An 18,557-nucleotide genomic window follows, 5' to 3' on the forward strand; every position below is an offset into this window, starting at 1 on the left:
GAGGATTTTTTTAAGGAATCATCCAGCTGAACACATGATGCTGCAAAAAGGTGATGATACAAACGAGCAGCAGCAAAAACAGGCTGTGTTTAATGGTAAAGCGGAAAAGATCTGATTCCTTCCCGGCGAGTCCTACCGCGGCGCACGCCACCGCAATCGACTGCGGCGAAATCATTTTTCCTGTGACACCGCCTGAAGAGTTGGCGGCGACAGAGAGAACTGGGTCCATGCCGACCGATAACGCGGTGACTTTCTGCAGGTTGCCGAACAGCAGGTTGGCAGAAGTATCCGAGCCGGTAATGAAGACGCCGAGCCAGCCGAGAACAGGCGAAAAGAAGGTAAACATCGAACCTGTCAGTGCGAGTGTCATCCCGAGTGTCGTGCTCATTCCCGAGGAGTTTGTGACATAGGCAAAACCAACGACAGATGCGATGGTCAAAATCGGAAACTTCAACTCTTGGATCGTTTCTTTAAAAACAGCTCCCCAGTCTTTCCACGAAATCGCCGTGATGAACTTTGACAGCACAGCAGCAATCAATATCGCGGTGCCGGCTGAACCAAGCACCTCAAGCTTGTAAACCGCTTCAATCGGCGCGCCGTCAGCATTGATAATTTGATTGTTCAACAAAGGCACACCAGGGGCAAAAGTCAGTTTTTCGCCAACTGCGTTCAGCCACTTCAAGAAAACCGCAGCGCCTTCATAATGCCCGGTCAGCGCGGATTTGACAGATGGAATGCCCCATACAGAAATCATCACCGTCAGCAGCAGAAATGGCGACCAGGCCTTGAAAATCTGTCCGCCGCTGTACGCAGGCGCGGCCGGATTCGTTTTCGCCATTTCAATCGCGGCGGCAGATTCTTGTTCACCGGCAAACCGGAATGTTGTTTTCGGCTTCCACCATTTCAAAAACACAGCAAGCGCAGCCATCGAAACAAGCGCCGACAAAACATCCGGCAGCTCAGGCCCTAAGAAATTGGAACTGAGATATTGAACAACAGCAAAGGAAACACCGGAAACGAGAATCGCCGGCCAGACCTCAAAGGCTTTCCTGAACCCGCTCATGATGATGATTAAATAAAGAGGAATAAATACGGATAAAAACGGCAGCTGCCGCCCGACCATTTGCGAAATCTCCATCGCCGGAATCCCAGTCGGCCCTTCTACGGCTGTAATCGGAATCCCAATCGCGCCAAAGGCGACTGGCGCCGTATTGGCGATCAAACAGATTCCCGCCGCATAAAGAGGGTTAAAGCCGAGGCCGACCAGCAGCGCGGCAGAAATGGCGACCGGCGCTCCGAAGCCGGCAGCTCCTTCTAAAAAAGCCCCGAATGAGAAAGCGATCAGGAGCGCCTGAAGCCGGCGGTCATCCGTAATCGAGAGAACAGAACTGCGAATGATATCAAACTGTCCCGTTTTCACAGTGATTTTATACAAAAAAACAGACGTCACAATGATCCAGCCGATCGGCAAAATCCCGTATACGGCTCCTTGTGTCGCGGACATCAGCGCTTTTTCTGCCGGCATCCGATAAACCAATACAGCAATGATAAGTGCGATTCCCAATGTGGACAAGCCCGCTGTATACCCCTTCATCCGTTTGATCGCGAGTGCCCAAAAAAAGAAAATAATCGGTACAAGTGCGGCAAGCGCTGATAAAAGCAAATTTCCCCCTATAGGCGTAAATGCCTGTGTCCATTGCATCCCAAACCCCTCCTTGAAACATAAACTGGCGTTATGTGTAAGCGGTTTCTATAGATGATATGATCATCTGATGACTGGGTAATAAGACCAGTTACCTAGCATTATATTTTGAAAAAAATCAAAGTACAAGACTTTTTGACAAAATTGTCAAAATCTTTTGGCGTCCCCCAAAACAGAGTATAATAGATCGTAAACAGCCAGACCTACAAGTTACGGGGTGAATTGCATTGAAATACAAACAGATTAAAACAAAGAAAATATATGAAGAAGTGGCGGATGCACTATTAGATATGATCAAAAACGGCGAATTGAAGCCAGGAGATAAATTAGACTCCGTTCAGGCGCTTTCCGAAAGCTTTCAAGTCAGCCGCTCAGCAGTTCGTGAAGCACTTTCCGCGCTAAAAGCGATGGGACTTGTCGAAATGAAACAGGGAGAAGGCACATACCTGAAGGAATTTGAGCTCAATCAAATTTCTCAGCCGCTCTCAGCCGCTCTTCTTATGAAAAAAGAGGACGTCAAGCAGCTGCTTGAGGTCAGAAAACTGCTTGAAATCGGCGTGGCGTCATTAGCTGCTGAAAAAAGGACAGAAGCTGATCTCGAAAGAATTCATGCTGCGTTAAAGGAAATGGGCAGCATTGAAACGGACGGGGAGCTGGGCGAGAAAGCAGACTTCGCATTTCATCTGGCGTTAGCTGACGCTTCCCAAAATGAACTTCTTAAACACTTGATGAACCATGTGTCATCATTGCTGCTGGAAACGATGAGAGAAACACGGAAAATCTGGCTGTTTTCCAAGAAGACCTCAGTTCAGCGGCTGTATGAGGAGCATGAACGGATTTACAAGGCCGTGGCATCACAGGATGGAGCACAGGCAGAAGCCGCCATGCTGGCGCATTTAACGAATGTGGAAGATGTTCTTTCGGGATATTTCGAGGAAAATGTGCAATAACCAACTCATTTCCCGGGCAATTCCGCACCGCATGTACGGACAACCGAGACTGAGCCGCAAATGGTTCAGTCTTTTTACATGATGCAGGAAGAGCTTGTTGACATTTGCGGAAAAGGGAGTAAAATATTTTACTAAAATGAACAACGAGCTGAATAATGGAGGCAGATACAATGGCGACAATTAAGGATATCGCGCAGGAAGCGGGATTTTCAATTTCAACCGTTTCCCGCGTTTTAAATAACGATGAAAGCCTGTCTGTTCCTGATGAGACACGGGAGAAAATCTATGAAGCGGCTGAAAAGCTCAATTACCGCAAGAAAACAGTGAGGCCGCTAGTGAAACATATTGCTTTTTTATATTGGCTGACCGATAAAGAAGAATTAGAAGATGTCTATTTTAAAACAATGAGATTAGAAGTAGAGAAATTGGCGAAAACCTTCAATGTCGACATGACAACTTATAAAATATCGGATGGCATCGAAAGCATCCCTGAACATACGGAAGGGTTTATAGCTGTCGGGACATTTTCTGATGAAGAGCTGGCTTTCCTCAGAAATCTCACTGAAAACGGCGTCTTTATCGATTCAACTCCTGATCCCGATCATTTTGACTCGGTAAGGCCTGATTTAGCTCAAATGACAAAGAAGACGGTAAACATCCTGAGCGAGAAAGGGCATAAAAGAATTGGTTTTATCGGCGGCACATACAAAAATCCGAACACCAATCAGGATGAAATGGACATCCGTGAACAAACCTTCAGATCCTATATGAGGGAAAAAGGCATGCTGGACGAGCGTTATATTTTCTGTCATCGCGGGTTTTCTGTAGAAAACGGCTACCGCCTGATGACAACAGCGATCGATACATTAGGCGATCAGCTTCCGACTGCTTTCTTGATCGCAGCGGACCCGATTGCAGTAGGCTGTCTGCAAGCCCTGAACGAAAAAGGAATTCCCATACCGAACAGGGTAAGCGTAGTAAGCATCAACAACATCAGCTTCGCAAAGTATGTCTCGCCCCCTCTGACGACGTTTCATATTGATATACACGAATTATGTAAAAATGCCGTTGAAATGCTGCTTGAACAAGTGCAGGACAAGAGAAGAACGGTAAAAACATTATATGTGGGTGCGGAATTAATCGTCAGAAAGAGTATGAATTAAGAATGGCTTAGGAGACTAAGTCATTTTTTATTTAGGTAAAAAAATTTACCGATGGGAGTAAATAGTTTGTTTACACATTTTCTCAGTCGTGCTATATTATTTTTAAAGCGCTTTCATTCATAACGAAAGGGTGACAATTAATGAAAATGGCAAAAAAGTATTCCGCACTCATGGTCTGCGCGGCTGTCAGTTTATCCTTGGCGGCTTGCGGCCCAAAGGAAAGCAGCAGCGCCAAATCAAGTTCAAAAGGGTCGGAGCTTGTCGTGTGGGAGGATAAGGAAAAGAGCATCGGCATTAAAGACGCCGTGGCTGCGTTTGAAAAAGAGCATGATGTGAAGGTCAAAGTTGTTGAAAAACCATATGCCAAGCAGATTGAAGATTTGCGGATGGACGGACCGGCCGGCACGGGTCCTGACGTGTTAACAATGCCAGGTGACCAAATCGGAACGGCTGTCACAGAAGGATTACTCAAGGAATTACATGTCGAAAAGAACGTTCAATCGCTTTATACTGACGCTTCCATTCAATCTCAAATGGTAGATCAGAAGCTTTATGGGCTGCCTAAAGCGGTCGAAACGACAGTGCTTTTTTACAACAAAGATCTCATTTCAGAAAAGGAATTGCCACAAACGCTGGAAGAGTGGTACGACTATTCTAAAAAGACTGCTGATGGAAGCAAGTTTGGCTTTTTAGCCCTGTTCGATCAAATTTATTATGCGGAAAGTGTGATGAGCGGGTACGGCGGATACATTTTCGGAAAGGACAAAGACGGCAGCTATAAACCGTCAGATATCGGGATCAATAATGAAGGCGCTGTCAAAGGTGCTGCGCTGATTCAGAAGTTTTACAAAGATGGCTTATTCCCGGCCGGCATTATTGGAGAACAAGGGATTAATGTGTTGGAATCGCTGTTCACAGAAGGAAAAGCCGCCGCGATTATCTCAGGTCCGTGGAATGTAGAAGCCTTTTCGAAAGCAGGAATCAATTATGGCATAACGAAACTGCCGGAGCTGGAAAATGGCAAAAACATGAGTGCCTTTATCGGTGTCAAAAGCTACAACGTCAGTGCATTTTCAAAGAATGCGGAGCTGGCGCAAGAATTGGCTGTTTTCCTGGCAAACGAAAAAAATTCAAAAACACGATATGAACAAACGAAAGAAGTCCCAGCTGTGAAATCCTTAGCCGATGACCCAGCTATTATGAAAAGCGAGGCGGCACGGGCTGTTACTGAACAATCCCGCTTCTCAGAGCTGACGCCAAATATTCCGGAAATGAATGAAATATGGACGCCGGCTGATTCGGCATTGCAGACGGTTGCAACAGGAAAAGCGGATCCGAAACAAGCATTGGATCAAGCTGCTGAAACGGCCAAAGGACAAATCAAGGCAAAGCACAGCGGAAAATAAAGAGAAAGCTAGATTTGTATTGTAAGAGAGGTGAAAACGGTGCAGCATCGTCAAATCGCTTTGTTGCTGTCAATCATCCCGGGGCTCGGGCAATTTTATAACAAGCAATGGATAAAAGGTTTTGTCTTTCTTTTCTTAGGCGCATCGTTTTTTGCAGTCTTTGGAGATCTGCTCAATATGGGGTTTTGGGGGATTTTTACATTGGGAACAGAAGTGCCTCGGGATAATTCCGTGTTTTTGCTGGCGGAAGGGATTATCGCTGTAATCGTAACCTGCTTTGGCCTTGCGGTGTATTATGTGAATCTTCGCGATGCGTTTCAAAGCGGTAAACAGCGAGATGAAAACAAGCCATTGAGCTCCCTCAAGGAACAATACCAACATATTATTTCTCATGGCTATCCTTATGTCGTCAGCGGCCCATCTTTGTTTATATTAATTTTCGCCGTAATCTTCCCCATCTTATTCAGCTTTGCATTAGCGTTTACAAACTATGATTTGTATCATTCTCCTCCTGCTAAATTAATTGATTGGGTCGGTTTTCAAACCTTCTCAAACATTTTCACAGTTGATATTTGGAGGTCGACTTTTTTTGATGTGCTGGCTTGGACGGTGGTTTGGACACTTGCCGCATCCACACTGCAAGTCAGTTTAGGGATTTTTCTCGCGATTATTGTCAATCAGAAAGACATTCGTTTTAAACGCTTTTTCAGGACGATTCTCATTTTGCCATGGGCCGTTCCCGGATTCGTTACGATTTTAATTTTTGCAGGGCTGTTTAATGATAGCTTCGGTGCGATGAATCACGATATCTTGGCTTTCTTCGGCATAGAGCCTCTTCCATGGATGACAGATGCCAATTGGTCGAGACTTGCGCTGATTCTTATGCAGGGCTGGCTCGGGTTTCCGTACATCTTTCTCGTCTCAACAGGCGTCTTGCAGTCCATCCCGGACGATCTGTATGAAGCAGCCACGATTGATGGCGCTTCAGTCTTCGCAAAGCTGAGATACATTACGCTTCCAATGGTGTTCATTGCCATGGCTCCGATTATCATTACTCAGTTCACGTTTAATTTTAATAACTTTAATATTATCTATCTATTCAATGGAGGCGGTCCGGCTGTAACCGGATCAACTGCCGGCGGGACAGATATCCTTGTTTCGTGGATTTATAAATTGACAATGCAGTCAAGCCAATATTCACTCGCCGCAGCTTTAACCATTTTATTATCTGTGTTTGTCATCTCCATCGCTTTGTGGCAGTTCAGACAGACGAAGTCTTTTAAAGAGGAGGCATGAGGCATGCTGGCAGATATGAAGGTCAGAAAATATATCCGTCTTCTTCTCTCTTACTTGTTGTTAGCCTGTATGGCGGTCATCATTGTTTATCCTCTCCTTTGGACGGCAGGCGCAAGTTTTAACCCCGGCAATAGCTTGATCAGTACATCCATCATTCCGAAGCATCCGACATTCGACCATTACAAGGAATTATTTGCGGGCAAAGAAAGCCTTCAATATGTGCAGTGGTATATCAACTCAATGAAGATCAGCCTGTTTACGATGGCGGGGTCTTTAATCTGTGTGACGTTTACGGCCTATGCATTTTCACGCTTTCGATTTAAAGGGAGAAAATACGCTTTAACCCTCTTTTTATTGCTGCAAATGATTCCTCAGTTTTCGGCTTTAATTGCCTTGTTTGTATTGGCGCAAATCTTAGGAATGATCAATAGCCACTGGCTGTTAATCTTGCTTTATATCGGAGGGCTGATCCCGATGAATACGTATTTGATGAAAGGGTACATGGATTCCATTCCGATGGATTTAGACGAAAGCGCCAAGATTGACGGGGCCAGCAGCACAAGAATCTTCTTCCAGATCATTTTGCCATTATCAAAACCGATGGCGGCAGTGGTCGCCATGAACGGCTTTACCGGCCCGCTCGGAGATTTTGTGCTGTCCTCAACGATATTGAGAACGCCTGAATCATATACATTGCCCGTAGGTCTATTCAATTTAGTGAATGATGTTATGGGGGCCAGCTATACGACATTTGCAGCTGGAGCCCTGCTTATCAGCATACCGGTTGCCGTCATCTTTATCATGCTGCAAAAGAATTTTGTGTCCGGGTTAACCGCGGGGGGAACAAAAGGTTAAGAGATTAAGGAGGAGAATATGATGTCAAAGCTTGAAAAAACGCACGTAACAGGGGCAAAATTTATGCTTCACGGAGGAGACTACAATCCTGATCAATGGCTGGATCGCCCTGATATTTTAGCCGATGATATCAAGCTGATGAAGCTTTCTCATACGAATACGTTTTCTGTCGGCATTTTTGCATGGAGCGCGCTTGAGCCAGAGGAGGGCGTATACCAATTTGAATGGTTGGACGATATTTTTGAACGGATTCACAGCATAGGCGGCAGGGTCATATTAGCAACACCAAGCGGAGCTCGTCCTGCCTGGCTGTCGCAAACCTATCCTGAAGTTTTGCGCGTCAATGCCTCCCGTGTCAAACAGCTTCACGGCGGAAGGCACAACCACTGCCTCACATCTAAAGTCTACCGTGAAAAAACACGTCACATCAATCGGTTACTAGCAGAACGATACGGCAATCATCCTGCGCTGTTAATGTGGCATATTTCAAATGAATACGGAGGAGAGTGCCACTGCGATCTATGCCAGCATGCTTTCAGGGAGTGGCTGAAATCGAAATATGACAACAGCCTCAAGGCATTGAACCATGCGTGGTGGACTCCTTTTTGGAGCCACACATTCAATGACTGGTCACAAATTGAAAGCCCTTCGCCGATCGGTGAAAACGGCTTACACGGCCTGAACTTAGACTGGCGCCGGTTCGTCACAGATCAAACGATTTCGTTTTATGAAAATGAAATCATTCCGCTGAAAGAACTGACGCCTGATATCCCTATCACAACGAACTTTATGGCTGACACACCGGATTTGATTCCGTATCAGGGCCTAGACTACAGCAAATTTGCGAAGCATGTCGATGTCATCAGCTGGGACGCTTATCCGGTCTGGCACAATGACTGGGAAAGCACAGCTGATTTGGCGATGAAGGTCGGCTTTATCAATGACCTGTACCGGAGCCTGAAGCAGCAGCCTTTCTTATTAATGGAGTGTACGCCAAGCGCGGTCAATTGGCATAACGTCAACAAGGCGAAGCGCCCGGGCATGAATCTGCTGTCGTCCATGCAAATGATTGCCCACGGTTCGGACAGCGTTCTCTATTTCCAATACCGCAAATCGCGCGGATCATCAGAAAAATTGCACGGGGCAATAGTAGATCATGACAATAGCCCGAAGAACCGGGTCTTTCAAGAAGTGGCCAAAACCGGCGAAACATTAGAACGGCTGTCCGAGGTTGTCGGAACGAAGAGGCCCGCTGAAACGGCTATTTTATATGACTGGGAAAATCACTGGGCGCTCGAGGATGCTCAGGGGTTTGCGAAGGCGACAAAACGTTATGCGCAAACGCTTCAGCAGCATTACCGCACGTTCTGGGAACACGATATCCCTGTCGACGTCATCACAAAAGAACAGGATTTTTCACCATATAAACTGTTGATCGTCCCGATGCTATATTTAATCAGCGAAGACACCATTTCCCGTTTGAAAACGTTTACGGCTAACGGCGGCGCCTTAGTCATGACATATATCAGCGGGATTGTAAATGAGCATGATTTAACGTATACAGGCGGATGGCATCCGGATTTGCAAGCTATTTTCGGAATTGAGCCTCTTGAAACCGACACGCTATATCCGAAGGATCGAAATGCTGTCAGCTATCGCAGCCAAACATATGAAATGAAGGACTATGCAACCGTGATCGATGTCAAGACCGCATCAGCAGAAGCGGTGTATCAAGAAGATTTTTACGCGCGTACGCCAGCGGTGACAAGCCATCAATATCAACAGGGCAAGGCGTATTTTATCGGTGCGCGTTTGGAGGATCAATTTCACCGGGATTTTTATGAAGGGCTCATCACAGACCTGTCTCTTTCTCCTGTTTTTCCGGTTCGGCATGGAAAAGGTGTCTCCGTACAAGCGAGGCAGGATCAGGATAATGATTATATTTTTGTCATGAATTTTACGGAAGAAAAGCAGTTGGTCACGTTTGATCACAGTGTGAAGGATATGATGACAGGAGACATATTATCAGGTGACCTGACGCTGGAAAAATATGAAGTCAGAATTGTCGTAAATACACATTAGGCTGATGCTCTGCTCGATACGGGCGGATTCTTTTTCTAGCATATTTGAAAAACGCTTACTTTAGAGTGAGGGGTGGAATCATGAGGGGCAGAGTGAAAATGTTCTTTGCGGCTGCCATCGTGTGGAGTGCATTCAGTTCTACGGGAAATGCTGCTGCCATTGAGGGGCAGAAACATGTGCCTGAGCTTCGGACAGATGATCTTTTCGTTAAAAAAGTAGAGGGTATGAACAAGGACTTTATCAAAGGGGCAGATGTGTCCAGTGTTATTGCTTTAGAAAACAGCGGAGTCACCTTTTACAATACTAGCGGTAAACGCCAGGACATTTTTACAACCTTAAAACAAGCTGGCATCAACTATATTCGCGTCCGAATCTGGAATGACCCGTATGATTCAAATGGCAATGGGTATGGAGGGGGGAACAATGATGTTCAAAAAGCCATCGAAATCGGAAAAAGAGCCACAGCGAATGGAATGAAGGTGCTGGCCGACTTTCATTATTCTGATTTCTGGGCCGATCCTGCGAAACAGAAGGTACCCAAAGCTTGGGCGAATCTCAGCTTTGAAGCTAAAAAAACAAAGCTCTATGAGTATACGAAACAAAGCCTGCAAAAGATGATCAAGGAAGGCGTCGACATTGGCATGGTTCAGGTCGGAAATGAAACGACAGGGGCATTTGCAGGTGAAACCGATTGGGCGAAAATGAGCCAATTATTTAATGAAGGAAGCCGCGCGGTCAGGGAGACAGACCCAGGTATTTTGGTCGCGCTGCATTTTACCAATCCTGAAACGGCAGGAAGGTATTCATTTATTGCAGAAACACTCAGCAAAAACAAAGTGGATTATGATGTGTTTGCCAGCTCGTATTATCCTTTCTGGCACGGCACATTACAGAATTTGACCTCCGTGCTGAAGGCTGTTTCCGATACGTACGGCAAAAAAGTCATGGTGGCGGAGACATCATACACCTATACCGCTGAGGATGGCGATGGGCATGAAAATACAGCGCCAAAAAGCGGGCAGACGCTGCCATATCCAATTTCCGTTCAAGGCCAGGCGGATGCGATAAGAGATGTGATGCAGGCCGTAGCGAATACAGGCACGGCGGGACTTGGCGTTTTCTATTGGGAGCCTGCGTGGATTCCAGTCGGGCCGAAAACACAGGTAGAGAAAAACAAAGTGCTGTGGGACACATACGGGTCAGGCTGGGCCTCCAGCTATGCTGCTGAATATGACCCTGAAGATGCTGGGAAGTGGTATGGGGGAAGTGCTGTGGATAACCAAGCTTTGTTTGATGTTAACGGACACCCGCTGCCTTCCTTGCAGGTGTTTCAATATGCGGAGTCAGGCCATACCCCGAAGAAGCGCTGAAACATAAAAATCCATGAGATGTACTATCTCATGGATCATTTTATTTTAAATCAACTAATATAAAACATTCGTCATCACTTTTATGATGGGCTTCCTTATGATGATGCAGTGATGTAAGGATTTTCTCTTTCAGGTCAGCAATAGGCAAATCGGGATGATCCTTTAATAAATCAAATAAATAACATGAAGCTGTAGGGTCCATCACGCCATCCGTATATAGAAGGAGCCTTCCGCCCTCCGTGTAGGGAAGGCTGCTAGAATGAAACACCGTGTCTTCAAACATCCCGATCGGAGGCGCGGTTGCGTGCAGCGGATTTTGGGTTCCGCCGGCGCCCTGCCATAATGCTGGCGGATGTCCTGCGTTGACATAATTAATTTTTTGCCGGGCTGTATCAATCTCAAGATAAATGGCAGTACAATAATGTCTTGCTTCCTCATCATTTTGAAACAAGCTGTGGAGGTGGCGGTCTAATTCCTTCATGACTTTGACGGGGCTGAGACCTTGCGTGATCTGGCGCTGGAACAAAGGATGAAGAGACATCGTAATCAATGCAGATGAAATCCCGTGCCCCATCACATCAAGAATAATAATGCCGTAACGATGTTCATCAATTTGATAAAATCCGTATAGATCACCTGATAACTCACTGGATGCTTTGTAATAAGCGTCAATCTGAATCTGATCGTTTACAATCGGTTCAGTCAACGAGTTTTCTTGGATATTTCTGGCGAGCTCAAGCTCTCTTTTGGTATTTAATTTAAATTGCTCATTTTGTTTGTTGGTCTCAAGAAGTTCTTCTTGTTTGGCCTTCAGCGTTCCCAAGGCAATTTCTAACTCCGCATTGGCTTTCTGCTTGGCAAGCAAAGCTTCCTGGGCCGCGTTTTTGGCCATCAGCAGCTCATTTTCATATTCATTTCGCTTCCGCATCGGAATCAGAACACACTCGGTGACAGTTCCTCCGCTATCAGTTCTTACAACAGCATTGACAAGGACGGGAATTTCTTCTCCATCTCTTGTTCTCAGGGAAATGTATATTTCTTCAATGTGATGCTCCAGCTTCAAAAGCGGAACAAAATAAAGCTGGTAGAAAAGCTGTGCGGAAACGGTCAAAATTGTATCCATATGCTGGCCGATAACTTGTTCCTGCTCATAATTCAGAATGTTAAGCAGGGTACGGTTGACTGCTACTATCGAACCCTCTTCTGACAAAGTGAGGAAACCGCATGGTGCATCATTCAATTGTTTGTCCATTAAGAGGGTCACCTCTATCCCTTTCGTTCCTATATCACACGTATACTTTCAAATAATCGCTGATCAGCTGTATCGTCTCTTCCGGATGGCTCATGTGGGGGCAATGCCCGCGTGCCTCCATTTGTTTCAGTCTGCTATAAGGGAGGTGCTTATGCATATACTCACCTACTGCTGCCGGTGCGATGATATCATCTGCACATTGGAGAATAAGAGAGGGAACCGTCACCTTCGAAAGATCCCCCCGGTGATCAGAAAAAAACGCGGCTTTCGCGAACTGCCGGGCAATCACAGGATCAGTAGAACAAAAACGGCTTTCAAGTTCTTCCTTGATTTCAGGCCGATCTGGCTGATTCAGAACGGTTGCCGCAAATACAGTAGCCCAGCCTATATAATTTTTCTCCATCATCTCCAGCAAACCAAGGAGCTGCTCCTCCTCAAATCCTCCGAAATACTCAGGCGGATCATTCAAATAGCAAGGAGAAGGCCCCACCATCACGATATGGGAAAACAGCTCCGGGCGGCGGATGGAAGCTAGCATGCCAATGACAGCCCCAACAGAGTGCCCCACAAACACGGTTTCTCCCAGATCTAAAGCTTCACAAATATCAAGAACATCTTGGGCATAGCCGTCAAGTGTTCCGTAACGATTCAGGTCATATGCACGTAAATCCGAATTCCCCGAACCGACGTAATCAAATAAAATGACCTGATGTTCTTCTTCGAAGGCCGGCGCCACGGCATTCCACACACTTTGATCGCAGCCAAAACCAGGTGCAAAAATGATAGATGTTTTGCCGCTTCCCTTCACCTTCACATCATTTCGAGACAAAATCGCTTCGTTCATGATTGGCTCCTTTCAGCCGGAAAGTAAAATAAAGTTCAATATGTATATCATAACACTCGCCGTTTCAAGAGTGTGTCTTTCTATGAAAGTAAATAGAAGTTTAAAAGAAAGGGGACATCAGGCATAGGAGAGCTGGATGAATTGGAAGATGTAGAGGATGGATGGCCTAGGCACATGCGGTGGGGAAGAATATGACATTTGTCACTCTGATATCATGACACCCCATACTAACGTCATCTTCTCCGTCATTTTACAATCAATGTAAGCCATCAGGAGGTGCTCATGTGATGAATGAGATTGTATCAGTAAGCAATACGACAAAACATTTTCAGCAAAAAACAGCTGTAAACAACATCAGCTTCAGTATGAAAAAAGGAGAAATTGCAGCTATTCTCGGACCGAATGGGGCAGGGAAGACGACCGTCATCTCCATGATCCTAGGATTGCTGAAACCGAGTAAGGGAGAAATCAAACTATTTAACCGGGTTCCCGATGATCAACAGGTTCGCGAAAAAATAGGCGTGATGCTGCAGGAAGTGAGTGTCATGCCGGGTCTGAAGGTGAGTGAAATCCTCGAACTCTTCCGAAGCTATTATCCGAATCCATTGTCCATGAAAGAACTCGTTTCGTTAACAGCACTCACAAAAGAAGATTTGAAAACAAGAGCAGAAAAATTATCCGGCGGACAAAAACGCCGTTTGAGCTTTGCTTTGGCTCTTGCCGGGAACCCGGAGCTGCTGATATTCGATGAACCGACAGTCGGGATGGACACATCATCAAGACATCGATTCTGGCAGACCATTCATGGACTGGCGGACCAAGGAAAAACGATTATATTTTCAACTCATTATTTACAGGAAGCAGATGATGCCGCACAGCGAATCTTATTTTTTGCTGACGGGCGCCTTGTGGCTGACGACTCGCCAATGCAAATCCGCTCAAGGATTCAAAAACAGTCTGTTTCCTTTACGTTACATTCAGATGAATCCTTGGAAAGGCTGTCTCGTCATCCGGAAGTAGAGCGGGTGATCCACAAGCATAAGAGAACCATCATCCAAACATCAAATACAGACAAAGTGTTAGCGCTGATCTTTCAAGAAAACATACATGCACGCGATATCCGGATTGAGCAAGGAACGCTCGATGAGGCATTTCGCCAGCTGGCTGACGGAAACAGGGAGGCGATGTGAGTGAACATGCTGCAGAAACAAAGCATAGCTGAAATGAAAAGGGTGCTTAGGAATAAGTACTTTGTGCTTTGGTCGCTGATGATGCCGATTGCCTTTTATTATCTCTTTACCAATGTAGTGAATACCAACGTACCTGATCAACGTGCATGGGACGCCCATTACTTAATGTCGATGACAGTCTTCAGTGTGATGGGATCCTCTATCATGACGCTTGGAATCCGTATGGTTCAAGAGCGGTCACAAGGCTGGACAGCTTTTATCCGCATTACGCCTCTTCCGGATCATATCTATTTATCAGCTCAGATGATCGGCCAAAGTGTGATTCACGTTTTATCCATTACCGTCATTTTTCTGTTCGGCGCAATTATCAATGACATTGCCTTGTCACCGTTTGAATGGATCATGAGCGGACTATGGATTTTGTTTGGCGCATTGCCGTTTTTAGCGTTAGGTACACTCATCGGCCTCATGAGAAAAGTAGAAACAGCAGCCGGAATCAGTAATGTGCTTTACATGCTGCTCGCTTTAGGCGGGGGCATGTGGATGCCGTTTGAGGTCATGCCTGATATGATGCAGAACATTGGCCGGTGGCTTCCATCCTATCATTTCGGGAGCGGAGCGTGGGAACTTGTCCGAGGCGGGAGTCCAACCTGGAAAAATATTCTGGTATTAATCGCTTATTTGATGCTCTTCATGCTACTATCTAAATATATAAGAAGAAAACAAGAAGCGGTGTAATACATGAAACTCTTAACATCCATATTCCCTAGGCAATTCGGGTTTTTCCCTTATATCTTTCTGGTGTATACCATCATGCCGTTTCTTACTTTATTGAGAGAATCAGGCATCAAACAGGTGATTGGATATGGCATGCTGATCTTTTTTGTCATGGCATATCGCCAGTTGTTCTGCAGTGTCGACAGAGCTTCGTTTACGTATTGGCTTATCGTGCAAATGGCGGTTATTTTTATCTATAGTGTGTTTTACAATATTACCTATATCTATTTAGGTTTTTTCCCGGCAAACTTTGTTGGTTATTACAAAGAGAAAACAAAGTTTAACCGTGCGTTCTGCGGTTTAATCTTTATGCTGCTATTCCCTTGTTTTTATCAATTACTTGCGAATTCGGTCTCGCTCCGGGAGCTTTTTTCTGTTCTCCCGTTTCTCGTTATCATGCTCATTTCTCCATTTGGAATCCGTTCTTTGTTTCGGAGAATTGAACTCGAAACCAAGCTTGCCCAAGCCAACGAACAGATAAAAGAACTCTCCAAAAGGGAGGAGCGCGTTCGAATCGCCCGTGATCTTCACGATACTCTCGGCCATACTCTGTCGCTGCTTACATTAAAAAGCCAGCTGATTCAGCGGCTGGCAACATCTGATCCAGAACGGACCCGGCTTGAAGCAAAAGAAATGGAAACAAGTTCACGAGCCGCACTCAAGCAAGTTCGTGAGCTGGTTTCTGATATGAGAACAGTCACGATGACGGAGGAGCTCGCCAACATTCAGCACATATTAAGAACGGGGAACATTACCTTTCAATACGAAGGGGACGAAGACTTTTCAGCAATATCTCCCGTCACTCAAAATATTATTAGCATGTGTATGCGGGAAGCCGTGACCAATATCATCAAGCACAGCAATGCCACCCACTGCGCCATCACCATTACCCAGTTCGCTGACAAAATGAGGATAGTCATACGGGATGACGGAAAGGGAGCGGCGAAGGAAAAAATGTTTGGGAATGGCCTGCGGGGAATGGAAGAACGGCTCATGCTCATTGAAGGGGGATTAACGCTTTCAGCTCATAACGGAACAGTTGTGACACTGACAGTTCCTCTTATAAAAAAAGCGAGAATGATAGGAGGACGAAAAGAATGATTCGTCTGTTTATTGCTGAGGACCAGCGAATGCTGTTAGGCGCTTTGGGATCTTTGCTTGATTTAGAAGAGGATATGACAGTCATCGGACAAGCATTAAATGGGGAAGAGGCGTTAAAAGCCATTTTGAAGCTGGAGCCGGATGTATGCATTATGGACATTGAAATGCCGGTTCGAAGCGGGCTGGATGTGGCAGAGGAATTAATGCAAAAAGGCTGCGGCAGCAAGGTTATTATTTTAACCACCTTTGCCCGCCCAGGATATTTTGAACGCGCCGTCAAAGCCGGTGTACATGGTTATCTGCTGAAAGACGGCGAAATTGACGATCTGGCCGACGCCATCCGAAAGTGTGTAAAGGGAAAACGAGTCTTCAGCCCGGAGCTGACGTTTAATATGATGCGAGACGAAAATCCGCTTACTGTAAGAGAGCAAGAAATTCTGCGTCTGGCGGCTTTAGGCAAGACAACAAAAGATATTACGCTGGAACTCTATTTATCTCAAGGCACAGTCCGAAACTATATATCAGAAATCATCCAAAAGCTCGATGCGAAAAATCGGACAGAAGCAGCCAGCATTGCTGAGGAAAAAGGATGGATTTAATGTAGACCTGGTTATTTATAGCCAGGTTTTTTTGTTCATCTGGTTATTTATGGTTGAAATATTCAGTACGACTGTATATTATGGAACTATACAGTTGTACTGAATATGGAGGCCGATATATGAATGAAAATAAGCATTTGCCGCTGACTGAGACTGTTTACTATGTACTTTTATCTTTGTTACATCCTGCTCACGGCTACATCATTATGAAAAATATTGAAGATCTTAGCGGCGGAAGAGTTAAAATGGCGCCTGGAACTCTTTATGGCGCAATCGAAAACTTATTGAAGCATCAATTGATAGAGCCTTATCCAAGTGAAGACCGCCGCAGAAAAACATATATCATCACTGAACTTGGAAGAAGTGTATTAAGGAAGGACATGGAGAGAATGGAGCGGCTGGTTGAGATAACAAGGCAGGAGTTAAATAAAAAGGGGGAGGCCATATGAAGAAATACAGATATTTTACGGACATAGACTGTGAGGAACAGTGGCTCAATAAGATGGCAGATAAGGGGTACGGATTGAAAGGAAAGGGTTTTTTTTCCTATCGGTTTGCAGACGAAGCAACGTCAGACCCTTCTATCGTCAAAATAGACTATCGCACCTTTAAACATCCGGAGGATTTTACTGATTATCGCACTCTATTTGAAGACAGCGGATGGAAGCATCTTTTCAGTTCACAAGGCCTGCATTATTTTAGAAAAGAGAACTCCAGTGCATCAGATGATATTTTTTCTGATGCAGAATCCAGAGCTGGAAGATACAAACGCTTATTTCAAGCGTACTTTGCACTTTCATTTATATTCTTATCCTTCATCCTGACTCTCTTTACTGCCAATGCTTTGAATACTGATTTATTTATCCGTCCCCAGAGTTTGTATTATACGCCGGGACTGTGGGATAAGACCGGAGCAACTTTTATCGGAGCCTTTTTGTTTGAAACACCTTTTGCACTGATGAGAGGGGGAGCGGGATGGATTGTTCTCCTCAGCGCTCTTAGCTTCTTTTATCTATTTGTGAAAACATATAAAAAGTACAGGAAGTGCCTGTATGACCATTAAAAAGTGTGTTGCACCATGAACGTCTGTCCAGTGAAACAGGCGTTTTTTATTGCAGGAATGTATAGAAAACCCTTCCCTTCCATTATCAGAATAGTGTACGATATTCATATAGTTATTTTAACTCAGGTCATCAGATGACCTGATCATATATTGGGGATGAGAGAGGGGTTCATCATGAAAGTCTCACTTTTTGTCACTTGTCTTGTTGATATGTTTCAAACAAATGTCGGAAAAGCAACAGTTGAGCTGCTGGAGCGCCTTGGGTGTGAGGTTGATTTTCCGGAGGGGCAGATCTGCTGCGGGCAGCCGGCTTACAACAGCGGCTATGTGAATGACGCCAAAAAAGCAATGAAACGGATGATCGAAACGTTTCAGGATTCCGAATATGTCGTCAGCCCTTCCGGTTCCTGCACGACGATGTTCCGGGAGTATCCGCACCTGTTTCAGGATGATCCGAAATGGGCAGACAAAGCGCAAAAGCTTGCCGATAAAACGTATGAACTGACGGATTTTATCGTGAACGTCCTTGGGATAGAGGATGTCGGCGCGACCCTTCATACAAAAGCAACCTTACATACGTCGTGCCATATGACAAGGCTGCTCGGGGTTCGGGAGGAGCCAATGAAGCTTCTGAGCCATGTGAAGGGCCTAGAATTCACAGCGCTTCCGGGCAAACATAACTGCTGCGGATTCGGAGGAACGTTCTCCGTCAAAATGGCGCAGATCTCTGAGCAGATGGTCGATGAAAAAGTCGCATGCGTGGAGGAAACGGGAGCAGAGGTGCTGATCGGTGCTGACTGCGGCTGTTTGATGAATATCGGGGGACGGCTTGATCGTAAAGACAAGAATGTCAAAGTGATGCACATCGCCGAAGTGCTCAACAGCAGATAAAACTGGATTCAGAGGG

Annotated in this window: 17 protein-coding genes; 14 read left to right on the plus strand and 3 right to left on the minus strand. The window is 45.5% G+C overall.

What is annotated here, in order from left to right; translation table 11 throughout:
* Positions 1 to 10: 10 nt before the first annotated feature.
* Complete coding sequence (gene lutP / locus RAC86_RS07220) at positions 11 to 1,702, minus strand: L-lactate permease LutP (protein WP_061187892.1); 1,692 nt, start codon at positions 1,700 to 1,702, stop codon at positions 11 to 13.
* 227 nt (positions 1,703 to 1,929) lie between these two features.
* Here lutP and lutR point away from each other — a divergent pair, with 227 nt between their 5' ends.
* The 7 genes from lutR to ganB all read left to right on the plus strand — a co-directional run bounded on the left by lutR (position 1,930) and on the right by ganB (position 10,824).
* Positions 1,930 to 2,652: an L-lactate utilization/bacilysin biosynthesis transcriptional regulator LutR gene (lutR, locus tag RAC86_RS07225; protein WP_061187893.1), complete on the plus strand. Its 723-nt coding sequence runs from the start codon at positions 1,930 to 1,932 to the stop codon at positions 2,650 to 2,652.
* A gap of 170 nt (positions 2,653 to 2,822) precedes the next feature.
* A complete protein-coding gene (gene ganR, locus RAC86_RS07230; protein WP_014115229.1) occupies positions 2,823 to 3,815 on the plus strand; it encodes a galactan degradation operon transcriptional regulator GanR in 993 nt (330 codons plus the stop codon).
* A 140-nt stretch (positions 3,816 to 3,955) separates the two neighbouring features.
* On the plus strand, positions 3,956 to 5,221 hold the full coding sequence (gene ganS, locus RAC86_RS07235; protein ID WP_072565286.1) for an arabinogalactan oligomer ABC transporter substrate-binding protein GanS: 1,266 nt from the start codon (positions 3,956 to 3,958) through the stop codon (positions 5,219 to 5,221).
* Between the two features lie 39 nt (positions 5,222 to 5,260).
* Positions 5,261 to 6,517, plus strand: a complete 1,257-nt coding sequence (ganP, locus tag RAC86_RS07240; protein WP_061187895.1) for a galactooligosaccharide ABC transporter permease GanP — start codon at positions 5,261 to 5,263, stop codon at positions 6,515 to 6,517.
* 3 nt (positions 6,518 to 6,520) lie between these two features.
* On the plus strand, positions 6,521 to 7,372 hold the full coding sequence (gene ganQ / locus RAC86_RS07245) for a galactooligosaccharide ABC transporter permease GanQ (RefSeq protein WP_014115226.1): 852 nt from the start codon (positions 6,521 to 6,523) through the stop codon (positions 7,370 to 7,372).
* An 18-nt stretch (positions 7,373 to 7,390) separates the two neighbouring features.
* The gene (gene ganA, locus RAC86_RS07250) at positions 7,391 to 9,454 is read left to right on the plus strand and encodes a beta-galactosidase GanA (protein ID WP_014115225.1); all 2,064 of its coding nucleotides are present in this window, start codon (positions 7,391 to 7,393) and stop codon (positions 9,452 to 9,454) included.
* Positions 9,455 to 9,534: 80 nt separating this feature from the next.
* The gene (gene ganB / locus RAC86_RS07255; protein ID WP_072565285.1) at positions 9,535 to 10,824 is read left to right on the plus strand and encodes an arabinogalactan endo-beta-1,4-galactanase; all 1,290 of its coding nucleotides are present in this window, start codon (positions 9,535 to 9,537) and stop codon (positions 10,822 to 10,824) included.
* A gap of 40 nt (positions 10,825 to 10,864) precedes the next feature.
* Here ganB and rsbP read toward each other — a convergent pair whose 3' ends face one another.
* The gene (gene rsbP, locus RAC86_RS07260; RefSeq protein ID WP_072565284.1) at positions 10,865 to 12,076 is read right to left on the minus strand and encodes a phosphoserine phosphatase RsbP; all 1,212 of its coding nucleotides are present in this window, start codon (positions 12,074 to 12,076) and stop codon (positions 10,865 to 10,867) included.
* A 34-nt stretch (positions 12,077 to 12,110) separates the two neighbouring features.
* Positions 12,111 to 12,920, minus strand: a complete 810-nt coding sequence (locus tag RAC86_RS07265; RefSeq protein WP_072565283.1) for an alpha/beta fold hydrolase — start codon at positions 12,918 to 12,920, stop codon at positions 12,111 to 12,113.
* 284 nt (positions 12,921 to 13,204) lie between these two features.
* Here RAC86_RS07265 and RAC86_RS07270 point away from each other — a divergent pair, with 284 nt between their 5' ends.
* The 7 genes from RAC86_RS07270 to lutA all read left to right on the plus strand — a co-directional run bounded on the left by RAC86_RS07270 (position 13,205) and on the right by lutA (position 18,541).
* Entirely contained in the window at positions 13,205 to 14,110 is a 906-nt protein-coding gene (locus RAC86_RS07270) for an ABC transporter ATP-binding protein (RefSeq protein ID WP_072565282.1), read from the plus strand.
* The gene (locus tag RAC86_RS07275; RefSeq protein ID WP_003219923.1) at positions 14,111 to 14,848 is read left to right on the plus strand and encodes an ABC transporter permease; all 738 of its coding nucleotides are present in this window, start codon (positions 14,111 to 14,113) and stop codon (positions 14,846 to 14,848) included.
* Positions 14,849 to 14,851: 3 nt separating this feature from the next.
* Positions 14,852 to 15,988: a sensor histidine kinase gene (locus tag RAC86_RS07280; RefSeq protein ID WP_041521075.1), complete on the plus strand. Its 1,137-nt coding sequence runs from the start codon at positions 14,852 to 14,854 to the stop codon at positions 15,986 to 15,988.
* Positions 15,985 to 16,587 carry a two-component system response regulator YvfU gene (yvfU, locus tag RAC86_RS07285; protein WP_014115219.1) on the plus strand — a complete coding sequence of 201 codons (603 nt, stop codon included), beginning with the start codon at positions 15,985 to 15,987 and terminating at the stop codon, positions 16,585 to 16,587. Before RAC86_RS07280 ends, yvfU begins: the two co-directional genes overlap by 4 nt.
* A 119-nt stretch (positions 16,588 to 16,706) precedes the next feature.
* Positions 16,707 to 17,036 carry a PadR family transcriptional regulator gene (locus RAC86_RS07290; RefSeq protein WP_014115218.1) on the plus strand — a complete coding sequence of 110 codons (330 nt, stop codon included), beginning with the start codon at positions 16,707 to 16,709 and terminating at the stop codon, positions 17,034 to 17,036.
* Positions 17,033 to 17,650 carry a DUF2812 domain-containing protein gene (locus RAC86_RS07295; RefSeq protein WP_014115217.1) on the plus strand — a complete coding sequence of 206 codons (618 nt, stop codon included), beginning with the start codon at positions 17,033 to 17,035 and terminating at the stop codon, positions 17,648 to 17,650. The genes RAC86_RS07290 and RAC86_RS07295 overlap by 4 nt, the downstream gene beginning before the upstream one ends.
* A gap of 174 nt (positions 17,651 to 17,824) precedes the next feature.
* Complete coding sequence (gene lutA, locus RAC86_RS07300) at positions 17,825 to 18,541, plus strand: lactate utilization iron-sulfur protein LutA (RefSeq protein ID WP_061187904.1); 717 nt, start codon at positions 17,825 to 17,827, stop codon at positions 18,539 to 18,541.
* Positions 18,542 to 18,557 lie beyond the last annotated feature (16 nt).

Source organism: Bacillus sp. LR_5 (genome assembly GCF_042709275.1).